The organism is Prosthecobacter sp. Pr1, from assembly GCF_057652315.1.
On sequence record NZ_JBYFBS010000006.1, the window covers coordinates 68,048 to 87,139 of the forward strand.

The window sequence follows — 19,092 nt, forward strand, 5'->3', positions numbered from 1 at the left end:
TTCTGACCGAACCAGCAGCCTTTGCCGGATGCGTGGATTGGAAATAGAAATCCGCATGAACCTGTCGCGTCCGCGAATGAAAGGCCAGCGGCGACACAAGCCCACCCATGCCTTGAAGGCGATGCTATCGTGATTCATTCTGTTGCACGGAGCTTGAGAATGCGGAGCGCAGCCACGGCGGCACCGAATCCATTGTCTATGTTCACCACAGTTAGGCCGCTGGCACAAGAGTTGAGCATGCCGAGCAAGGCGGCAATACCGTTCAGATTTGCACCATAGCCCACACTGGTTGGAACTGCGATCACCGGCGCAGCGACAAGTCCGCCGAGAACGCTGGGCATCGCACCCTCCATGCCGGCAATGGCGATGACCACACTGGCGCTGCGCAAATCATCGAGACGTGCCAGCAGGCGATGGAGACCAGCCACGCCGACATCGGTGATGCGGTTTACCCGCGCGCCGGCGAATTCGAGGGTCTGAGCGGCTTCCTCGGCAACCGGCAAATCGGATGTGCCAGCACACACCACAGCCACAGGCGATGATTGGAACAACCCGCTCATCTGACCGATGCGATACAAACGTGAAGCGCTGTCATAGCTGCCGGTGGGAAAACGCTGCTGCAGCGATAAGGCGACTTCAGAATTCACGCGCGTGGCGAGCGCACTACCATGGGCAGCGACAAGGGCAGTGAGGGCATCCGTGGTTTGGGCGAGCGTTTTCCCTTCGGCATACACGGCTTCAGGAAAGCCCTGACGGATCATGCGATGAGTATCGGCCAGCACCTGGCCTGATTCGGCGAAAGGAAGGGTGCGCAGACGTTCCAGCGCCTGGTCAGGAGGCAATGTACCTGCGCTGACTTGAGCGAGAAGGTCGGCCAGTATTGATTCATTCATACGGAGCGGGCCTTGAGCACTTCGTTCATGCTGCCGGAGCGCAACCCGGCAAGATCAAGGGTGATGTAGGTGTAACCGGTGGCACGGAGAGCTGAGGTGATGGCCTCGCGCTGCTGCAAAGCGCGCAGCAGATCGGCCTCGGGCACTTCAAGACGGGCGACATCGCCATGATGACGCACGCGCAGCTCACGGAAGCCGAGGTCAAAAAGTGCGGCCTCGGCCTGCTCGATCTGCGAGAGCAGTTTCGGTGTGACGCTTGTGCCATATGGCACACGGGAGGCGAGGCAGGCAGCGGCGGGCTTGTCCCAATTCGGCAAACCGAGCACTTTGGCGAAGTGACGCACGTCCTGTTTGCTGAAACCGAGGTCGTGCAACGGGCTGAGGATATGGAGTTCACGAGCGGCGGCGCGACCGGGGCGAACGTCGAGCGTGTCTTCGGCGTTCATGCCATCAAGCACGTGGTCGATGCTGTTCTGCTCTGCGAACTGACGCAGGGCGCGATAGACATGGTCCTTGCAGAAGTAGCAGCGGTTTGGCGCATTCGCCTGATAGGCGGGATCGCTGACTTCTGCGGTTGGCAGCAGTTCGAGACGGGCACCGAGCTGTTGAGCAAGTGCGACCGCTTCGTGCTTTTCGCTTTGCGGCAGACTTGGAGAGACGGCTAGAAGGGCGATGACATTTTCCCTGCCGAGGGCATCCAAGGAGGCCTTCAGCACGAGCGTGCTGTCCACACCGCCAGAGTAGGCGACGGCGACACGCCCCAAAGGCTGCAGATGATCTTTGAGTTTTTGAATCATAAGGATTGCATCAGGGTTTTCTGGAACTTCGGAGCGAGGCTGTGAATGAGGGAGAGAATCATTTTTACCGTTTCCTCATTATCTCGACGACGTTCACCCCATTGCTGTGGTGTGAGGTTGTCCGTGACGAATGCCATAACGGAGGGGTAGGCCCAGCGGTGGTTCACGTTGCGCAGCACGCTGTCTCTAAAGCTGAGAAGTTGACGCTCCAGATTGCTGGGTGTGCTGATGTCGCTGCCCACGAACCAGTAAATGTAATGCGCACGCAGCAGCAGCTTGGACCTGTCTGACCTGAGTTCTTCACGCTGGATGGCCAGGTCGCGAACGCGCAGAACAGCGCCTGAAGTCATCTTTACCTCACGCACGGTTGAACTTGTGATGGTCCAGCCCTGACCATCGAGGCAGACTTCGGGGCGATGAATGCTGCGAGTGTCATTGCCCGCGATGACGAGCGAAGCGTGCGCGATATCGCGAGTTTCAATGGATCTGCCGGGCGTCTGATATTTGCGTTTTTTGATGATCGTGTCTGCAGGGAGAAGATCGCGCTCCCTGGCACTGGGATCTTCACTTTCGCCGACAAAACCGCCCGCCACCATGGGCAACTCCTCCAGCACGCCTGCTGCTTCCCCGCCTTTGGGCTGAGGAAAAAACTGGCAGAGCAACAACGTCATGCCGCAGAGCAGCAGAAGAATGAAAGCACGAGCAATCATATGACAGGGGCAACCACTTGACGTGAGACAGTGCGCGAGTTTTTGAAGCCCGGACCGCCGCACGAACGATCCAGCAGCCAGGAGGCGAACTGCAAAAGAAGCAGCGCCACCAGGAAGACCACGATGCCGGTGAATTCGTGGAAGGCGGACACTTCCTTCTCGGCATCGCCAATGGCCCATTGCTGCCCGAAGACCATGGCCGTGAATATCAGGACCAGAATGCGCGCCATGTTTGCGACGATGGCGATGGGCAGAATCATGCTGAACAGTGCAAACCTGCGCCACATGAAACGCTGGCGGAAATAGCTGAACAACGCGCCGACGACGAGCAGCGCAAACAGTGAACGCATGCCAGAGCATGGCGCGGCGATGCCCACGCTGAACAAGTCGCCCGCCTTGCGGCCCAAGTCGATGTTGGGCATGGACTGCAGAGCGGTGCCGGAGACGAGGGAATCGACGCCCACGGCATTGAGGACAAAGCCTGTCGACTTCACCATGAGAAGCCGCATCTGGTAGCCGATGCTTTCCTCCAAAAAGGGCAGCGGCCACATGAGCCCGAGCATCAGCCAGGCGAACAACCTTGCGCGGCTGCGCTGAGCGCCTTCCAGCCACAGCGATGCGCCTGCAATCAAAGTCATGATGCCCAAGTAGCCGCAGTAGAAATTGTTGGCGCGAAAACCGGCGAAGTAGAGGAACAACCCGGAAAGGATCAGTGCCAAACCTGAACGATTCGAGGAGACTGGAAACTGTGCGACCTCATCTTTACGCCGCCAGAGCAGAAAGCCGACAATGAGCGGCAGCAATGCGCCGTGCTGCCAGGTCGGGTCCTTCCACTGCATGAGGAGTTCGGAGAGAATCGTCCGGCGGAAGTGACCGTAACCGGCCGCATAAGGCTGAATGGCAATGAGGAGCAAGCCACAGGCCGCCAACAACGCCAGCACGAGCCATGATGAACTGCGTAAACGACTCATGATGATTGCTTGAGAAATGAGCCGTGAAAAGAATCGTCAACGCCCGGCATGGTCAGCGGTTTCTTTAACTGCTCCTTCCATTCTTGAATTTCATTGAAGGTAAAAGTCAGCGGTGCGATGGTAGAAGTCTCGTAGATGCTATGATGGGCCATGAGGTCGCATCCAAGCCAGTCAGGCTGAATCATTGGGATAGGATTCAAATCGAAACGGATTCCAGGACAAGCCTGTCAAAACATTCAATGCTCAAGACACTGCTCATTTCCAAAGTGAACCAACTCGGCGACAACGTCGTGTACCTGCCCGTCGTGCAGTCGCTTGTGGAGGCGTATCCGGACTGGCGCATAGTGGTGCTGACGAGTCCGACAGCGGCTAGATTGTATGAAGTCTGCTGCCCTGAAGTGGAAGTCCATACTTACGCAACGGCCGAGTTTAATGGTGCCTGGCGGCATCCCGCGCGCCTTTGGCATTTTTGGCGGGATATTCGAAGCATCAAGCCGGACGCATGCCTGCTCGGCAGTGATCAGGGAAGTGTGGCGCACTTCCTCGCAAGGTTCAGCGGCGCCCGTTTCGTAGTCGGGCCGCTGTCCGAGCGGGTGAAGCTGAATGCACTCCTGAATCTCCGTCTGCCCTCGGAAGGTGATGAACATGTGGCGATCCATAACTGGCGCATCGCCCAGGCACTGATACGCCATTTGAAGCTGCCGGCTTTGCGAGAAAACATGCCGCCTCCGGACTTGAGCGCCTTTGGCCGTGAAGAACATGGGTCGGTGGTGATGCATGCGGGGGCGAGCCGTGCCTACAAGCGCTGGCCGCTGGAACGCGGCATAGAGCTGGTGAACCGGCTGTCTGCCCAGCATGCAGTGACGTGGTTCGAACAGGGTGAAGCCGGTGAGACAATGCTGAAGCCGCAGGTGCGGAGAGTAAAACCGGGGTCCTTGGATGAACTGGTACGCGTGATGGCAGGTGCGAAGTACTTCATCGGCAACAATTCGGGACCGATGAACATCTCCTCGGCTCTTGGCGTTCCGGGCACGATCTTCAACGGTCCTTCGACCTCCAACTGGGATCCGCCCTGGCATACGGACGGTTTTGACATTCTGCGTGATCCCAAGCTGGCCTGCCAGCCGTGTGACCTGCTTTCGCACCCGGTGAATGCCTGCCAGAACAAGGAGCGGCCTATGGCCTGCATGGACCGCTGGAGCGTGGACGAGGTGCATCGGAGGATCGAAACGCGGCTAGCTGCGGCTTGAGTCCGTCCACTGGCGATTAACGAACAGATGAACGTCATCGCAGGCGGCTGAGGTTTTGATGCGTTCAAAACCGTGGCTCGCAATTTTTCTGCAGAGGGCGTCCTGCTTCGCCGGCTCTGCAGGGTGAATTTCGATGATGAGGTAGTGAACACGGCGAAGACTATCGGCGGAGTCACCCAGCAAGACTTCGTACTCAGCGCCTTCGACGTCCATTTTGCAAAGATCCACGGCTCCGTCGCCAAAGCCGCGATGTATGATTTCGTCCAGCGTAAGCACCTCGATAAGAGCATCCTCATTCGCGGTGCCATTCGCCGCGCCATAGATGGAGAAGCCGGTGCCACCTGATGGAAATGAAAGCGTGAGTTCACGCGGATGACCGCCAATGGCGACATTCAGGAGCTTTGGTCGAAGCCCGATGTTTCGCCTGATGTTGAGAGCGAGCCGGGAATGAGTGAAGGGATTGACCTCTACACACGTGAGGGCGGAGAACTCGAAGCCGAGGTCGAGGCAGAGCAGCGGGAAACCGCCGCCATTGGCGCCGAGGTCCAGCAACCGTAACTGACGCGGCAACTGCATTTCCTTGAACAGCTCCCGATACATCGGGCCCGTAATGCAATCACGAGTACCGTTTTGATCTCCCGCCAGATGGTCGATGAGGAACTTTAGCCCGCCCTTCGAATAGATCGTCCAGCCCAGCCGACGGCCCAGCAGTCGCTGGCATAGAGTGAAAAACACCCGATCGAACCGGGTGATAGCGCGCAGGCCGGAAAGGGCATTGGAGAACTTTTGAAGCATGAAATCAGGCTTTCGAAACTTCGCCGCAGCGATCTGTCCTGACCGACGCAGGGGTGAAGAAACGTTTTGAGCAGATGACGCGACCACTGCTCATGCGGCGAGCTGGTGCTGAATGAATGCGGCCCATTGAGCAGCGACGGCGCCATTGGTGTAGAGCCTGCGAGTGCGTTCGAGCTGGCTCTGAGCGATGGTGGAACCATTCTTCACACTGCGAATTCGCTCAGCAAGCGCCCCAGCATTTCCATGAGGAAAAACGGCTTCTTCATGACCGATGACTTCGGGGATGGCGCCGCTGTCGGAGCCAAGAGTGGCAACACCGCAGGCCATGGCTTCAATGAGGACATGGCCGAACTGTTCTTCCCAGCAGAGCTGCATGGTGTGCACCGGCTTGCTGGCGAGTACGAAGACATCAAGGCAGCGCAGGAAGGCAGGAATTTCGAAATGCGGACGGGAAGGCAGCAGATGCAGCCACGTCCGTGTTTGCTGCTGCTCTTTGAGCCAGGGGTCGAGACTGCCGGAGCCGACCATGGCAAGATGAACGTTCTGCAAAGACTCACATGCCTGAAGCAGTTCGGGGAGGCCTTTTTCTTCGGTCATGCGACCGCAGTAACCGATGATGAAAGCGTCTGCGGGCAACCCGCAGTCCTGGCGCAATGCGGCGCGCTCGGCAGATGAAGCCGGCAGATGATTGTCCAGATCCACCCCGAGTTGCGGAGCCACGAGTACTTTGTCTTCACGCGCGCCACGCCGCTGCACGAGCTTTGATGCGGCTTGATTGCCCGCGATGATAAAATCGGTCGTGGCAGTCATGGCCCGATAGATGGGAGCGAGAAGAAGTCCCTTCCAGCTGGGACGCTCGACGTTTTCCCAAGTGAACTCCCCGAACAAAGCATGCGATTGAAGGAGGGATTTCCAAAACCGAGCCTGCCAGCAGACACGGGCCCAGGGTTCATTTTCGACGAGCACCACATCAAAACGCCGCAAACGCATGACGGCGGCGAGGCCTGAGTAGTGAAAGGTGGTGCTAGATCGACCCGAGCGCGGCAGGCGGATGAGCAGGTAGTTGCGAGTGGAGGCGTCGGAGTCGTTGTCGTAGTCGGACGAGGGGCGCCCAAGTACCAGATGCTGCTCACGGGTGGAGGTGACGCAGACGAGATCGAAATGTGCGGCGAGCGCCTGCAACTTCTTGCGATTCTCGAGCGCGGCGTAGGTGTGGCTGATGAGCAGGAGGCCGGGTCTCATGCGGGGGATGAGGCTGCGCCAAAAGCGGCTTCAGAGATGGAAGAATCAGCGGTCGATGCCTCGGCGAAAATTTGCTCCCAATCTTCACCCGCAGGCAGGATGCTGTGGCGTTTGAGGAGCAACTGGCGTGAGTTTTCCAGAGCGGCAAGGAAGTCGGGGGAGTCGCGCTGGTCTTCGATTTGATGACAGGCCTGCGCCCAGGCATCGGGATCGAGATTGTGGAGCATCGGCACGGGATAGTGGCACTCTGAAAAGAGTTCGGTGAGGCCCATGCTGTGATTGGCGAGCACTGGCACGCCGGCGGAGATGGCTTCCATCGCAGCGGTGAGACCCGCAGGATTATCACAGGGAACAATGGGGAGCATCACCATGGGGGCCGCATGCAAATGCTCCAAGTACTCACGATGCGAGGCGTTCATGACGAGCTCAAAGCGCGGATTGGCAATCTCGTCGGTAAAGCGGGGGAGCAAAGACGGAATACGAGCCATGCGGGTGATGGAAAGACCGCCATGCAGCAGCGGGGCAACCATGGATTCGTCACGACTGATGTTGCCAGGGAGCAAGATGCGGGTTTTTGGCACATCGTCTGGAGGCTGAAACCAGCCGGTGTCGATTTTCCACGGACGTAGAATCACCCGGCGGGCACCTAATTGCTGCGCTGTGGTGGCGAACTGCTCGGATGTGATGCAGTCGAGCTGAAAGGCGGGCGAGGCATTTTGCAGGCTGGAGACGAGTCTTTGAAGCGCGGTGTCGTGGTAGGCGACACGACGAATGATTTTTCCTTCGGTGGAAAACAGACCGCAGCGGGACAGCAGGAGCAGGACCGTGTAGTGCATGCCATTGAGGCAATAGATCATGCGCGCCCGACGAAGGGTGGCGTAGTGCCTCCAGACAAGGCGGAAAGCAGCGCTGAGGCGGCGAAGCGCACCACCTTGTTTGCGACTGTAATCGCATTCGAGCTGCTCATCATTCTGGAACCATGCGCCGACGAGGGCACGGCCATGGGTCGGCATCGGCACTGCATCCAAAAAGCGGCGAGGTCTGCCGCTGTAATCATACAGTGCATGAGGAGCCAGGACGACCAGTTGTGACGAATCAGCCATAGGGTAGATTTCGATTGAACGGTGACGTGGCTGCATGCGCGAAGGAAGGGTGCCGCATGTGGGGTGGAGGTTGTTCCGGCAGCTGCTTTTTCACCCGCAGTCCTTCCTGATGAATGATGCAGGCGTTCAGTCCTCCGGCGATGAACCAGCAGAAGAAATTCACGGGGAAAGTCGAGGTGACATTGCCGGCAAAGATGTTGTGGACGAGGAGACCGAACAAGATGCCAACCATCCACAGGCAGATGCTGAAGACGGGCGTGCCGCGCAGTCCGAGCACGCTGCGGTGAAACGAATGCAGGGCCAAAGCCGCAATGATGAGCAGGATGCCGAGCGGCAACCAGCCTATTTCAAGCAGCAGATTGGAGATGAGATCATGGCTGGCAACCAGATGTGCCTCATGCAAATCTGCCGCGCCTTTGGTGCCGTAGCCAAACATGGTCCACATGAGAGGGTTGTGCGCAATGTCATGCATGCCGTCGAGGCGGTCACAGATGGTCCAGAAGCGCGAGAACTGCACGCCGATGGCGGTGCCGCCAAAGTTTTCGAGCGCCCAGAGGGTGAGCCTGGTGACGACATTGATCAGTTCCTGAGCAAAAACACAGGCAGTGACAAACATGGCGGCCACGGTGGCGTAGAGAGCTGCGGTGCCGCGTGCGCTGCGCAGCACCGGCAGCAGCAGGATGGGCAGCATCCAGTTGAGGTTGGCGATACGCGCCATGCTGGCAATGCAAGCAACGACGAAGAGTACAAAAAGCACGAAACTCATGCCGCCCCAAGTCCGGGTGCCGGTGTCACGATGATGGCGGCGGACCATGAGTGCGAGGCAGGCGCAGACTGCGCAAGTGGTGCCAAAGGGCGAGCTGTCCACCAACGTGGAGAACGGGCGGGGACGGACGTCATCGAGATGCTTGGAAAGCACGGTGAGACCGGACTGAAGGTATTCGATTTCGAAGTCGCTGAGGCCGAAGATCTGCTGCTTGATGCCGTACAAAGCGACGGGAATGAAAACGATGAGACAGTATTTGATGAAGGCGATGATTTGCGCCGGCGTGCGGAAGATGCAGGGAACCACAAAGAGCAGGAACATGTAGGCCGCGCCGTCGGCTAGCTGCGTGGCGGCCGCATTGAAGCCACTGCCACTGCGCAATGCGGAGACACCGGAAACGATGAAGCCGAGGAAGCAGACGAGCAGTGAAACGAGCTTGCGCCGGTGATGCAGGCTGCCGTCGTGAAGTGAACGAACCAAGGTCCCGATGCAGATGCCAGCCAGCGTCAGCGGGCAAAGCGCGCGCACCCACAGGATGTCGTTCATGGTGACATGGCCGTCGAAGACCATCATGCGCTTGAGCAGGTCGCTGTAACCGGCATAGAGCACCATGAGATAAAGAGCCAGGCGCGGCTGGAGAACCGCGAGGATGAAGGAGCCGATGGACAGAAACTGGGCCAGTGCGCCGATGGTGTTGCCACCACCGAGCAGCACGGACAGCATGACATAGACGGCGCCGAGGCCGCCGAGGAAGATGATGAAAGCCCTGCCTTGCATAAAAAATCAGGAGTGCAGCAGCGAACGCATGCGCAGCCATGTGAAGCGTGGCAGCCCCAAGAACGCACGAGTCATGAGGCCTGAGACGTTCAGACGGAGCCAAGGTGAGAGATAGGTCCACACCACCCAGGCCAGCGTGTAGGAAACCAGCGTGGCCCATGCCGCGCCGACACCGCCATGAGCGGGAATCCAGAGCATGTTCAGCGAGGCGTTCACGGCGACGGCAACGACGACGGAAGGGAGGTTTGCGGCCAGCTTGTCCTCCACTGTCAGAACCTGTGTGCGGGCGATGCCGATGGCGTACGGAATGAAAGCCCAGGCATGCACGCGCAGCATTTCAGAACTGCGGGCGAAGCCTTCGCCAAATGCCAACGACATCCAGGGGGATAGCAGCAGCAGTCCGGCGGCCACGGAGCAAGCGAGCACGGCGGAGGCGGAAAAGTAATCGACCACGGTTTTTTCAAAGCGCTCGGCGGTGCTCTGGCGATCCTGCATCAGCCGCGGAAGAAACAGCGTGGCAAGTATGCCCGGCATGAAGTAGGCCATTTCAGAAACGCGCACGGCGGCACCGTAGATGCCGGCCTCCTCCGTGCCGCGCAGCCACTCGATCATCATGGTATCGAGACGGAAAAGCAGGATCAACGCAGCCTGGGAGGCAAGTTCCGGCCAGGAACGGCTGACGAGCGCGAACGCGCGTGAGAATTGAAAGGCACTCCATCTGACGCTGCCTCCACACTGATGGAACACGAATGCGCAGAGCGAGATGAAGATCCAGCCTTCCAGCGCATAAGTCAGGGCAAAAAACCACAGCGGTGCCCGATACCAGATGCCCGCCGCAATGCAGGCGGCACTGACGATGAAGCCGGTAAACTGGGCGATGACGGACTGCGACACACGCCCATGAGCCTCCAGCCAGGAGAGGATTTCGGTGGCGGGATTGGTAAGCAACTGCAAGCCGTAAACGACGAGCAGCAGCGTTCCTTCCGGTTTGCGCCAGCCGATCCATGCGATTAGACCGGCGAAGAGAGATGCGGAAACGATGAACCGGGCCGTGATCGTGATGCCGAGCACGGCGGACTGGTCTGCGCCCTGCTTCATGAGTTCGCGGACGGTATAGCGGGCGAAGCCGAGTTCGCCAATGCTCGAGAGAACTGACACAGCTGCCATGGCGACGGCTATCTGGCCAAAGCCACTGCCACCGAGATAACGCGCGAGCGCGCAGGTGAGCATGAAGCTCAACACAAGGCGTACCACGCGCAGCGTCGTCGCCAGCGAGAAGGTTTTGAGGATGTGACTGCCAGCGGCCATGAAGGACGCAAAACGCGGGCTTTAAGCCGCCGCGAAGCTTTGCTCCGCCACATCGCAGAGGAGATGCCCGATGAGGAGGTGGCATTCCTGAACGCGTGCGGTGATAGCGGAGGGGGCTTTGAAGCTCAGTGTGGCTTCAGCCGCGCAATCCGCACCTTTTTCACCGGTGAAGGCGATTGTGACACAGCCGCGTTTGTTCGCAGCCTGAAGGCCGAGAAGAACGTTTTTGCTGGTGCCTGAAGTGGAGATGCCGAGCACGACATCACCTGGCTGAGCGAGTGCCTCGATCTGGCGCGAGAAGACGGTGTCGTAGCCGAAATCGTTGCTGTGAGCCGTAAGGATCGAGGTGTCGGTGGTCAAGGCGAGACCTGCGAGAGCCGGGCGGTTGATGCGGTAACGCACAACGAGCTCGGCGGCGAGATGCTGTGCATCAGCGGCGCTGCCACCGTTGCCGAAGAAGATGATTTTCTTCCCGTCCTTCAACGCGGTAAGCCAGGCGACGGCCAGCGGAGCGATCTGATCGCTCATCGCACTCAATTTGGCGATAGCGTCCTGATGCTCGCTGAGATGTGTTTTGAAAAGAGAGGCGAATTCGGTGCTCATTTGGATGAGAAGGCTGCCAGCAACTCGTCTGGCGTCAATGTGGCGGTGCCGAGCTTGCCAACGACGATGCCGCTGGCGTGGTTCGAGATTTCGGCGGCTTCGCGCAGGCTGTACCCGCTGGCGAGAGCGAGTGTGAGGAGGGCGATGGCGGTGTCTCCAGCGCCGGAGACATCGAAGACTTCACGTGCACGAGTCGGGATGTGGTGCGGAGGCTGGCCGCGCTCAAACAACATCATGCCCTGCTCCCCGAGGGTAACGAGGACACTGGCGACGTTCCATTTGGCGAGCAGCACGCGGCCCACCTCGAGGAGCTCGTTGTTTTCGAGCGGAGCTTCGGTCAGCAGGTGGTCTTCGAGACCTGCTGCAGCAAAGGCTTCGAGGCGGTTTGGCTTCACCAGCGAGACGCCGGCCCAGGGCAATGGATTGCGAGGGGAGGGATCGACGGTGACGATGAGCTTGTGCTCGGCGGCGATCTTTGCGACGAGCTGCATGAGCTGCTCGGTCATGAAGCCTTTGCCGTAGTCTTCCAATATGATGGCGTCCAGACTGGGGGCCAGGTCACGCAGACGCTGCTCCACCTCGACGAGTTCCGCGGCGGTCAGCGGCAGCAGTTTTTCGCGATCGACACGAACGATCTGCTGCTGGCGTGCGGAGACGCGTGCTTTCGAGATCGTGGGCAGCGTGGGATGAACGAGAAGCGGGGCGGGATCAACCTTGTCTTCGATCAGGAGCGCGCGGAGCTTGTCTGCGGCCATGTCCTTGCCGACGCGGCCCATGAGATGGGTGTTTGGCGAGAAGGGCGAGATGTTGCGGGCGACATTGGCAGCACCACCGGGATAGAATTCCTCACGGGTGACTTCCACGATGGGGACGGGGGCCTCCGGCGAAATGCGGCGAACGTGGCCCCAGATGAAATGATCGAGCATGACATCTCCCACCACGAGGATACGGCCTTGCGCGAGGCGCCGGAGATGATCGCGAGTGAAGGTCATTTGCGGCGGCGTGTGCGGACGGCGGCGGCGAGTTCTTCGAGCATTCCCACCGTGGTTTCCCAGGAGACGCAGGCATCGGTGATGCTCTGGCCATAGGTGAGGGGCTGGCCGGGCTTCGCATCCTGCCGGCCTTCGACGAGATGGCTCTCAATCATCACGCCGGTGATGGCGGTGCTGCCTGCGGCGATTTGTTCGGCAAGTGAAGCGGAAGCGATGGGCTGCTTGCGGTAGTCCTTGAGGCTGTTGCCGTGGCTGCAGTCCACCATGACGCTGGCGGGCAGGCCACGGGCGGTGAGCTGGTCCGCTACGGTCTTGATGGAGGCCGCATCGAAATTCGTACCCGCTTTGCCACCACGCAGGATGACGTGGCAGGCGTTGTTGCCTTTGGTGTTCACGATGGCGGCGACGCCGTCTTTGGTCACGGAGAGGAAGCAGTGCTGGCCTTTGGCGGCCTCGATGGCATCCAGCGCGACCTGAATGCCGCCATCGGTACCATTTTTAAAACCCACGGGCATGGACAGGCCGGAGGCGAGCTGGCGATGCACCTGGCTTTCCGTGGTGCGTGCCCCGATGGCGCCCCAGGCGACCACATCGGCGATGTACTGCGGGGTGATCACATCCAGAAACTCTGTGCCGGCAGGGACGCCGCGTTTGGTGAGTTTGATGAGGAGATCGCGTGCGCCACGGAGGCCTGCGTTGATGTCGAAGGTACCGTCAAGATGTGGATCGTTGATGAAGCCCTTCCAGCCGACGGTGGTGCGCGGCTTTTCAAAATAGACGCGCATCACGATCTCGAGATCGGCGGCGTATTTCTCGCGTGCCTGAATGATGTGCTGAGCGTATTCGAGCGCCGACTTGGTGTCGTGGATTGAACAGGGGCCGACGACGACAAGCAGGCGGTCATCCTTCAAGGTCAGGATGGCTTCGGCGCGTTTGCGCGAGTCTTCGATGAAGGCGGATTCCAACTCACCCAGACGGAACTCATGCATGAGCAGAGCGGGCTGAATGAGGGGAAGGATTTCGGCGACGCGAAGGTCGTCAGTGGGATGGGTGCGGCTCACGGCAAAAAAGGGGGGCAAAAAGCGGGCGCGCAGAATGGAGGAAACTGGCGGCGGTGGAAACCGAAAGTTCAGAGAAGATGCGAAATCTCAGTCATGCGGCAAGCTGCCGCCCGTGGTGCCCATCTGTCAGGCACCACCGCATGTCGATGAATTTCGGGTGCGCACGGGGACGCAGGCTTGTGATGCCAGTCGTGGGTGTCCACTCATAGCAAATATGCCAATTACGGAAATTTGCATGATTTGGGTATTTTAGCAAAGCTAAATATCCAGCAACCCTTCACGAAACACCTGTGCGAGGCTCTCGGATTTGCTGCGTGAACAAGAAAAAAGGCGGTCGTTGCCGACCGCCTTTCGTGAGTTGTTGAAAGAACGAGCTCTTAGAGGTCTTCACCCACGGCGTAACGCACGAAACGGCGCACGACGAGGTTTTCACCCAGCTCGGTGATCTTGCCTTTGATCAGATTCGCGATGGTGATTTCGGGATCTTTGATGAAGGCTTGTTCAAGCAGGCAGTTGTCGGCATAGAATTTCTCCATTTTGCCGTCCACGATTTTGTCCACGATGTTCGCGGGCTTGCCTTTGACCAGCTCGGCACCGATCTCGCGCTCCTTGGCGACGAGGTCCGCAGGGACGTCTTCGCGCTGGAGGTAGCGAGGGTTCGATGCGGCGATGTGAAGGGAGATGTCCTTCACCATGGCCTGGAAGTTGTCATTGCGGGCGACGAAGTCGGTTTCGCAGTTCACTTCGATGAGCACGCCAATGCGGCCGGCCATGTGGATGTAGGAGGCGATGATGCCTTCCTTCGTCTGGCGGTCGGCCTTTTTCTCGGCCTTGATGGTGCCGCTTTTGCGGAGGATGGTTTCAGCCTTCTCAAGGTCGCCGGCGGCTTCCGTGAGAGCTTTTTTGCATTCCATCATGCCTGCGTTGGTCTTTTCACGCAGGGTCATGACGAGTTTAGCGGAGATTTCAGCCATGTGTCGGTTGGGGGGTGAAATGGATTACTTCTTGGCTTCAGCGGTGGCGACGATGACGGGGTCGATCAGCTTCTGCAGGATAATGCGGATGGAGCGGATGGCGTCGTCGTTGGCGGCGATTGGGTAGTCGATGATGTTCGGGTCGGCGTTCGTGTCGACGAGGGCGACGATCGGGATCTTCAGACGGCGGGACTCATGAACGGCGATGTGTTCGCGGGCGGAGTCAACGATGACGACAGCATCAGGGATTTTGCCCATGTGACGGATGCCGCGCAGGTTGCGCTCAAGCTTGATACGCTCGCGGTTGAGGCCGGCGAGTTCCTTCTTGGACATGAGCTTGAACTCAGGCTTGCTCTCGATTTCTTCGAGGTAGTTGAGACGGGCGATGCTCTTCTTGATCGTCTCCATGTTGGTGAGCGTGCCGCCCAGCCAGCGATGATTGACGTAGTACTGTCCGCAAGCTTCGGAGGCCTGCTTGACGGCTTCCTGAGCCTGGCGTTTGCAGCCGACGAAAAGGATTTTTTTGCCGCGGCGAGCGAGGTCGGCCAGGAATTCAGCGGCCGTGTCGATCTGCTTGACGGTTTCCTCGATGTTGAGGATGTGAATCTGGTTTTTGGTGCCCATGATGAAATTCTTCATCTTGGGGTTCCAGCGCTTGGTTTGATGTCCGAAATGGACTCCGGCTTCGACGAGCTCGGCGAGGATCTGTGTTGACATGTATTTGGTATCTAAAGGGCCTGTCTTCCGCACGTTTTGGGGGCAAAACGCTCAGCCACAAGGGCTGATCCGGTCGAACGGGCTTAGGTTTGAATCCTTTGGCCTGACCAACATGGCCCGGCAAAAGGGGCGCGATGTTACCGGCATCCCCAGCTACGGCAAGCAGTTTTTCTCCTGCGGAATCGTCACACAAGGGCGATTCTCCACGGGTCAGCACTGAAAACGCAGCCGCCTAGGCCCGCCTGCGGTGCATCCATAGTGGCAGGATGCCCAGCAGCAGGAGCAAAGCACGGGCGGGTTCAGGAACGACGACCAGGGTCAGCGATCCACTGCCGCTGAAGTCGAGGATCTGCCAGGTGAGGCCATAGGTGCTGAGATCAGGCAGGTCCAGATTGCCCTCGTTGCCGATGTTGGCCCCCGTGCGGTTGTTGGTGCCGGTGCTGAAAACGGAGGTGGTGCCTGTGTCGAGCACCGTGTTCCAGTCCAGCAGCACGAAGGTGTCGCCGAGAGTGGGATTGTAGGTGTCACCATTCACCACGATATTGCTGTTACCATTCAGGGTGAGCGCGCCGCCAATGAGAATTTTGTCTGAGGCGAGGGTGGACGTTCCGCTGGAACCCGTGATCTGGAGCTCGATCACGGTGGTGGCAGTGACCGGGGTGAAGATGAGTTCGCTGGTGGTCAGTGTCCCGACTGCGGTGCCGCCGGCGTCACCGGGACGGACGGTGCCTTGAGTGACAGTGGTGGTGCCTTGAACCTGGCCTGTGCCCGAAAGCACCGCATCGGCACCATTGAGAATGATCTGGCCGGTGCCTGTCTGGCCGCTGTTGGAGACACCCACTTGAAGATTGCCTGCGGTGACGCTGGTGGTGCCAGTTTGTGTGCTGGTGCCGCTGAGCACCAAGGTGCCTGCACCTGTCTTGTTCAAAGCACCCTCTCCGCTGAGGGAGCCGCTGACGGTCAGGGTCTGGCCCGAGGCGACATCGAGGGTGCCACCGTTGCTGCCAAGAGTGATGTTGCGCTTGGCGCTGCCGCCGTTGTCGAGCGTCACCGAGGCGGTGGCGGAGAGGGTGCCGCCATTGAGGTTGACTGAAGCACCCGTGGCGACGGCCCCGAGATTGGCATTGCTGCTGATGCTGGTGGTGCCGCCATTGAGATAGGTGGCACCGGTGTAGTCATTGGTGCCGGAGAGGATCAACTGGCCGCCACCGCTTTTGGTGAGGCCGACAGCACCCGTCAGGGTGGCATCCACCGTGAGGGCGCCGCCAGCGGTCGTGTTGTTCTGGATGATGATGATGTCCTGGCCGTTTCCAGAAGTGATGGAGCCACCGGTGATGCGGGTGGCATTGCCAGCGACGGCCGGGGTGACGAGAATGCCTCCGCTGTCGATGGCGTGAGTACCGTTGAGGGTGAGTGTCGTTGGGGTCGTGCCGTTATTGAACCGGATGCTGCCGACGGTGACGTTGGCATTGAGGGTGACACTGGTGGTGAGGTCGAGATTGGTGGATGCGGTGGTGGCGGCGGTATTGGAGTAGGACCCAGAGGCCAAAGCGACGATTTTGCCGCCACTGAAGGTGGCCCAGTCTGTGGAATTGGTTAAGGTGCCGCCCCCATTGTCGAAATAGTAAGTGGCGTAGCCGCCGATGATGCCGGAGGCGGTGTTCGTCCCTGTGGCTGCAAAGCCCACACTGCCGCTGCCATTGGCGCTGAAGGCTACGGTGCCACCGGTTTCGCGCGTCACTGAGCCGAGGGTGAGCATCATTGCGCCTCCTCCCACCCGGATTAGATTCACCACGGACGATCCCGCGCGGACGATCACTCCGTTCAGAGTTTGAAAGTTTGGCCCCACCGTGCTCTGCTGCTGCAAAAATGTGGCGCCGCCGAGGATGAGCGTAGAGCCGGAGTCAATTATGTTGTTGGCTGGCCCACCACTGCCGAAGAGAATCTTCAAAGTGCCACCATTTACCGTCGTTGCCCCCGTGTAAGTCTGGGCGGCGCTGAATGTCTGAATTCCTGCGCCCACCTTGGTGAGGGCACCGGATCCGCTCAGGACACCGGAATAGGTTTGTGAAGTGCCGTTGTTTCCTATGATGAGTGTCACGGCACCGGAGGCATTGTCGGTGAGCGCAAGGTCAGTCGTGCCACTAAGGCCGCCAAAGGTGAAGGTGTGGCTGGCGACGGATGAATCGAATATGATACCGGTGCCACCGGTGGTGACGGTGCTGCCTTGCAAGGCGAGGCTGTGGGCGAGGACGAGACTGCCGGAGGTGACGGTGGTGGCTCCGGTGAAGGTGTTGGCTCCCGAGAGAGTGAGGACCGAGTCTGCCGCGCCATTGAGAGTGAGGGCCAGTGTGCCCGTACCGCCATTGCGCAAGGTGCCGGCATAGGTGTTGGTGATGCCGGTGCCGAGAGAGACGGTGAGAGTGCCGGCGGTGGTGGAGCCGTTTTCCACAGTGGCGGTGCCGGGTGTGGTGGCATCCGTGCTCAAGCCGGTGACGGTGAAGCTGTTGCCGTTGAGCTGGAACTTGGTGCCCGAGGTGGCGGCCGCGCCGAAGGCGAGTGCGCCATTGGCGGTGCCATAGGCCGTATTGGCAGCAGGCGTGCCGAGTGTCAGGATACCGCCAGCATTGATGGTGAGCGGTCCGCCAAAATTGATGGTGGAGGTGCCGGAGCTGCCGCCATTGGTCTGCGGAGAGAGGTAGGTGCGGGTGCCCGCAGAAACGGTGATCGCATTGGCCAAGGTGAGCGAACTGCCCCGGGCCACGCCAACCTGAAGAGTGCCGCCACTGGCCTGAATGGCGCTGTTTCCTGCGGAACCAGCATTGAGCAGCAGCACGGTGCCACCGCTGAGCGACAGGCCGTTGGTAATTGTGTTGACCGCAGAAAGCGTCAGCGTGCCGCTGGTGACGTTCAGATCGGTGAGAGTGATGGTGCTGGCCAAGGTTTGGATGGCTCCCGAGACAGTCAGCCTGCCACTGCCGGTGAAGGTGCCGCTGTAGGTCTGGGTGCCGGAGGAGAGGGTCAGCGTCTGGCCCGTGGCAAGATTCACCACACTGAACGTCGCGGAGCCGCCGCTGAGCGCACCGATGATTTCGCTGGTCTGAACATCGAGGGTGTTGGTGGATGATCCGGTGCTCATGGCGACGAGCCCTGTGTCCGCTATGGCAGAACCGCCCATGATCTGGAGGGTGGAAGCACTGATTGTCGTGGCTCCGGTGTAGGTGTTCGTTCCTGAAAACACCAGCGTTCCTGACCCGCCGATCGTCACGCCACCAGCGCCGGAAACATTGCCACTGATGTGAAAGCGGCTGCCGGCGACGGCTGTGCTGAGCATGGCGGTCTTGCCACTGGCGATGGTGATGTTTCCCAGCCAGGCGACGGACAGAGTGATGTTGGTGGCGATGTTGGTGCCGAGACTGCCCGAATTGACGAAGTTCAGCGTGGTGCCGGAGGCGTAGTTGTAGTTGGTTGACCCACCGGTGTTCTGCCGGATGTCGAGGCCGCTGCTGTTGATGTTGATGGTGGACAGGCCATTCAAGGCGCCGCTATTTTCCAGCAGAGTGGCGGCACCGGTGGTGTTGACGTTGAGAGTGCCGCCTCCAGCGAAGGATGAGTTGTTAAGCCAGATGCGTGTTCCCGTGAGGGTGACAGAGCCGGTGGCGATCAGCGCGGTGGAAATGGTGGGGATGACTCCGGTGACGTTGTTAATAATGGCACCGTTACTGAGCGTTATGGAAGTGCCACCGCTGAGGAAGACCGCACCCTCTTCAAAGTACAGTCCATTGGCAGACTGCGCGCCGCTGACGGTGATGGTCCCAGTGGTGCCATTGGTGCCGGCGGAAAAGTGCAGGTCGTTGGTGCCGTCGGTGGTGCTTTGAAAGGTGTTGTTCACGCCGGCTGGATCGGTGTTCCAAAAAAGACTGCTTCCCCAAGTGCCGGTGGCGGCACCTGAGCCGTCGACGGTGCCGTTGGTGTCCCAATAGAGGTCATTGGCAGCCTGAAGATCGACATTGAGACAGAGCATGACGCTCCAAGCGATAACCATGAAATTCCGCTTCAGGCACGGACACTGAACACGCAGCGATAACGCTGCAGTCTGAGGAGGAGTGACTGAAGATGAAAAACGGAGGGCG

Annotated in this window: 17 protein-coding genes; 1 reads left to right on the forward strand and 16 read right to left on the reverse strand. The window is 59.4% G+C overall.

The window, feature by feature from the left end; all coding sequences use genetic code 11:
- Positions 1-134 precede the first annotated feature (134 nt).
- The 5 genes from larB to AC24GY_RS12055 are packed head-to-tail and all read right to left on the reverse strand — an operon-like array spanning position 135 to position 3,556.
- Positions 135-893, reverse strand: coding sequence for a nickel pincer cofactor biosynthesis protein LarB (larB, locus tag AC24GY_RS12035; protein WP_487683126.1), 759 nt, complete (start codon positions 891-893; stop codon positions 135-137).
- Entirely contained in the window at positions 890-1,690 is an 801-nt protein-coding gene (gene larE, locus AC24GY_RS12040) for an ATP-dependent sacrificial sulfur transferase LarE (protein WP_487683128.1), read from the reverse strand. Before larE ends, larB begins: the two co-directional genes overlap by 4 nt.
- Positions 1,687-2,400 carry an exosortase-associated EpsI family protein gene (locus AC24GY_RS12045; protein ID WP_487683638.1) on the reverse strand — a complete coding sequence of 238 codons (714 nt, stop codon included), beginning with the start codon at positions 2,398-2,400 and terminating at the stop codon, positions 1,687-1,689. The genes larE and AC24GY_RS12045 overlap by 4 nt, the downstream gene beginning before the upstream one ends.
- Positions 2,397-3,371: an exosortase/archaeosortase family protein gene (locus AC24GY_RS12050; RefSeq protein WP_487683130.1), complete on the reverse strand. Its 975-nt coding sequence runs from the start codon at positions 3,369-3,371 to the stop codon at positions 2,397-2,399. Before AC24GY_RS12050 ends, AC24GY_RS12045 begins: the two co-directional genes overlap by 4 nt.
- On the reverse strand, positions 3,368-3,556 hold the full coding sequence (locus AC24GY_RS12055; RefSeq protein WP_422319923.1) for a hypothetical protein: 189 nt from the start codon (positions 3,554-3,556) through the stop codon (positions 3,368-3,370). The genes AC24GY_RS12050 and AC24GY_RS12055 overlap by 4 nt, the downstream gene beginning before the upstream one ends.
- A 54-nt stretch (positions 3,557-3,610) precedes the next feature.
- On the opposite strand from AC24GY_RS12055, the gene AC24GY_RS12060 reads away from it, so the two are divergent.
- Entirely contained in the window at positions 3,611-4,621 is a 1,011-nt protein-coding gene (locus AC24GY_RS12060; RefSeq protein WP_487683132.1) for a glycosyltransferase family 9 protein, read from the forward strand.
- On the opposite strand, the gene AC24GY_RS12065 is transcribed toward AC24GY_RS12060, so the two are convergent.
- From AC24GY_RS12065 to AC24GY_RS12115, 11 genes are all read right to left on the reverse strand, one after another.
- A complete protein-coding gene (locus AC24GY_RS12065) occupies positions 4,607-5,416 on the reverse strand; it encodes an FkbM family methyltransferase (protein ID WP_487683134.1) in 810 nt (269 codons plus the stop codon). The two genes, AC24GY_RS12060 and AC24GY_RS12065, sit on opposite strands and share 15 nt — an antisense overlap.
- Positions 5,417-5,506: 90 nt before the next feature.
- Positions 5,507-6,658, reverse strand: coding sequence for a glycosyltransferase (locus tag AC24GY_RS12070; RefSeq protein ID WP_487683136.1), 1,152 nt, complete (start codon positions 6,656-6,658; stop codon positions 5,507-5,509).
- On the reverse strand, positions 6,655-7,761 hold the full coding sequence (locus AC24GY_RS12075) for a glycosyltransferase (protein ID WP_487683138.1): 1,107 nt from the start codon (positions 7,759-7,761) through the stop codon (positions 6,655-6,657). The genes AC24GY_RS12070 and AC24GY_RS12075 overlap by 4 nt, the downstream gene beginning before the upstream one ends.
- On the reverse strand, positions 7,754-9,304 hold the full coding sequence (locus AC24GY_RS12080) for a DUF3844 domain-containing protein (RefSeq protein WP_487683140.1): 1,551 nt from the start codon (positions 9,302-9,304) through the stop codon (positions 7,754-7,756). Before AC24GY_RS12080 ends, AC24GY_RS12075 begins: the two co-directional genes overlap by 8 nt.
- 6 nt (positions 9,305-9,310) lie before the next feature.
- Positions 9,311-10,612: a flippase gene (locus AC24GY_RS12085; RefSeq protein ID WP_487683142.1), complete on the reverse strand. Its 1,302-nt coding sequence runs from the start codon at positions 10,610-10,612 to the stop codon at positions 9,311-9,313.
- A 21-nt stretch (positions 10,613-10,633) separates the two neighbouring features.
- Positions 10,634-11,140, reverse strand: coding sequence for an SIS domain-containing protein (locus AC24GY_RS12090; protein ID WP_487683641.1), 507 nt, complete (start codon positions 11,138-11,140; stop codon positions 10,634-10,636).
- A 71-nt stretch (positions 11,141-11,211) separates the two neighbouring features.
- Positions 11,212-12,207, reverse strand: a complete 996-nt coding sequence (locus tag AC24GY_RS12095; RefSeq protein ID WP_487683144.1) for a bifunctional heptose 7-phosphate kinase/heptose 1-phosphate adenyltransferase — start codon at positions 12,205-12,207, stop codon at positions 11,212-11,214.
- Positions 12,204-13,268: a 3-deoxy-7-phosphoheptulonate synthase gene (locus AC24GY_RS12100; protein ID WP_487683146.1), complete on the reverse strand. Its 1,065-nt coding sequence runs from the start codon at positions 13,266-13,268 to the stop codon at positions 12,204-12,206. The genes AC24GY_RS12095 and AC24GY_RS12100 overlap by 4 nt, the downstream gene beginning before the upstream one ends.
- Before the next feature lie 377 nt (positions 13,269-13,645).
- On the reverse strand, positions 13,646-14,242 hold the full coding sequence (gene tsf / locus AC24GY_RS12105; protein WP_422319932.1) for a translation elongation factor Ts: 597 nt from the start codon (positions 14,240-14,242) through the stop codon (positions 13,646-13,648).
- Between the two features lie 24 nt (positions 14,243-14,266).
- Complete coding sequence (rpsB, locus tag AC24GY_RS12110; RefSeq protein ID WP_422319933.1) at positions 14,267-14,959, reverse strand: 30S ribosomal protein S2; 693 nt, start codon at positions 14,957-14,959, stop codon at positions 14,267-14,269.
- A 232-nt stretch (positions 14,960-15,191) separates the two neighbouring features.
- Positions 15,192-18,983: a beta strand repeat-containing protein gene (locus AC24GY_RS12115; RefSeq protein WP_487683148.1), complete on the reverse strand. Its 3,792-nt coding sequence runs from the start codon at positions 18,981-18,983 to the stop codon at positions 15,192-15,194.
- Positions 18,984-19,092 lie beyond the last annotated feature (109 nt).

What these genes read in the sequence shown, in the direction of transcription:
- AC24GY_RS12065 (WP_487683134.1), bottom strand. Translation starts at nt 5,416, where the DNA reads ATGCTTCAAAAGTTCTCCAATGCCCTTTCCGGCCTGCGCGCTATCACC.
- tsf (WP_422319932.1), bottom strand. Translation starts at nt 14,242, where the DNA reads ATGGCTGAAATCTCCGCTAAACTCGTCATGACCCTGCGTGAAAAGACC.
- AC24GY_RS12085 (WP_487683142.1), bottom strand. Translation starts at nt 10,612, where the DNA reads ATGGCCGCTGGCAGTCACATCCTCAAAACCTTCTCGCTGGCGACGACG.
- AC24GY_RS12050 (WP_487683130.1), bottom strand. Translation starts at nt 3,371, where the DNA reads ATGAGTCGTTTACGCAGTTCATCATGGCTCGTGCTGGCGTTGTTGGCG.
- AC24GY_RS12115 (WP_487683148.1), bottom strand. Translation starts at nt 18,983, where the DNA reads ATGCTCTGTCTCAATGTCGATCTTCAGGCTGCCAATGACCTCTATTGG.
- AC24GY_RS12070 (WP_487683136.1), bottom strand. Translation starts at nt 6,658, where the DNA reads ATGAGACCCGGCCTCCTGCTCATCAGCCACACCTACGCCGCGCTCGAG.
- larE (WP_487683128.1), bottom strand. Translation starts at nt 1,690, where the DNA reads ATGATTCAAAAACTCAAAGATCATCTGCAGCCTTTGGGGCGTGTCGCC.
- larB (WP_487683126.1), bottom strand. Translation starts at nt 893, where the DNA reads ATGAATGAATCAATACTGGCCGACCTTCTCGCTCAAGTCAGCGCAGGT.
- AC24GY_RS12095 (WP_487683144.1), bottom strand. Translation starts at nt 12,207, where the DNA reads ATGACCTTCACTCGCGATCATCTCCGGCGCCTCGCGCAAGGCCGTATC.
- rpsB (WP_422319933.1), bottom strand. Translation starts at nt 14,959, where the DNA reads ATGTCAACACAGATCCTCGCCGAGCTCGTCGAAGCCGGAGTCCATTTC.
- AC24GY_RS12080 (WP_487683140.1), bottom strand. Translation starts at nt 9,304, where the DNA reads ATGCAAGGCAGGGCTTTCATCATCTTCCTCGGCGGCCTCGGCGCCGTC.
- AC24GY_RS12090 (WP_487683641.1), bottom strand. Translation starts at nt 11,140, where the DNA reads ATGAGCGATCAGATCGCTCCGCTGGCCGTCGCCTGGCTTACCGCGTTG.
- AC24GY_RS12055 (WP_422319923.1), bottom strand. Translation starts at nt 3,556, where the DNA reads ATGATTCAGCCTGACTGGCTTGGATGCGACCTCATGGCCCATCATAGC.
- AC24GY_RS12075 (WP_487683138.1), bottom strand. Translation starts at nt 7,761, where the DNA reads ATGGCTGATTCGTCACAACTGGTCGTCCTGGCTCCTCATGCACTGTAT.
- AC24GY_RS12060 (WP_487683132.1), top strand. Translation starts at nt 3,611, where the DNA reads ATGCTCAAGACACTGCTCATTTCCAAAGTGAACCAACTCGGCGACAAC.
- AC24GY_RS12045 (WP_487683638.1), bottom strand. Translation starts at nt 2,400, where the DNA reads ATGATTGCTCGTGCTTTCATTCTTCTGCTGCTCTGCGGCATGACGTTG.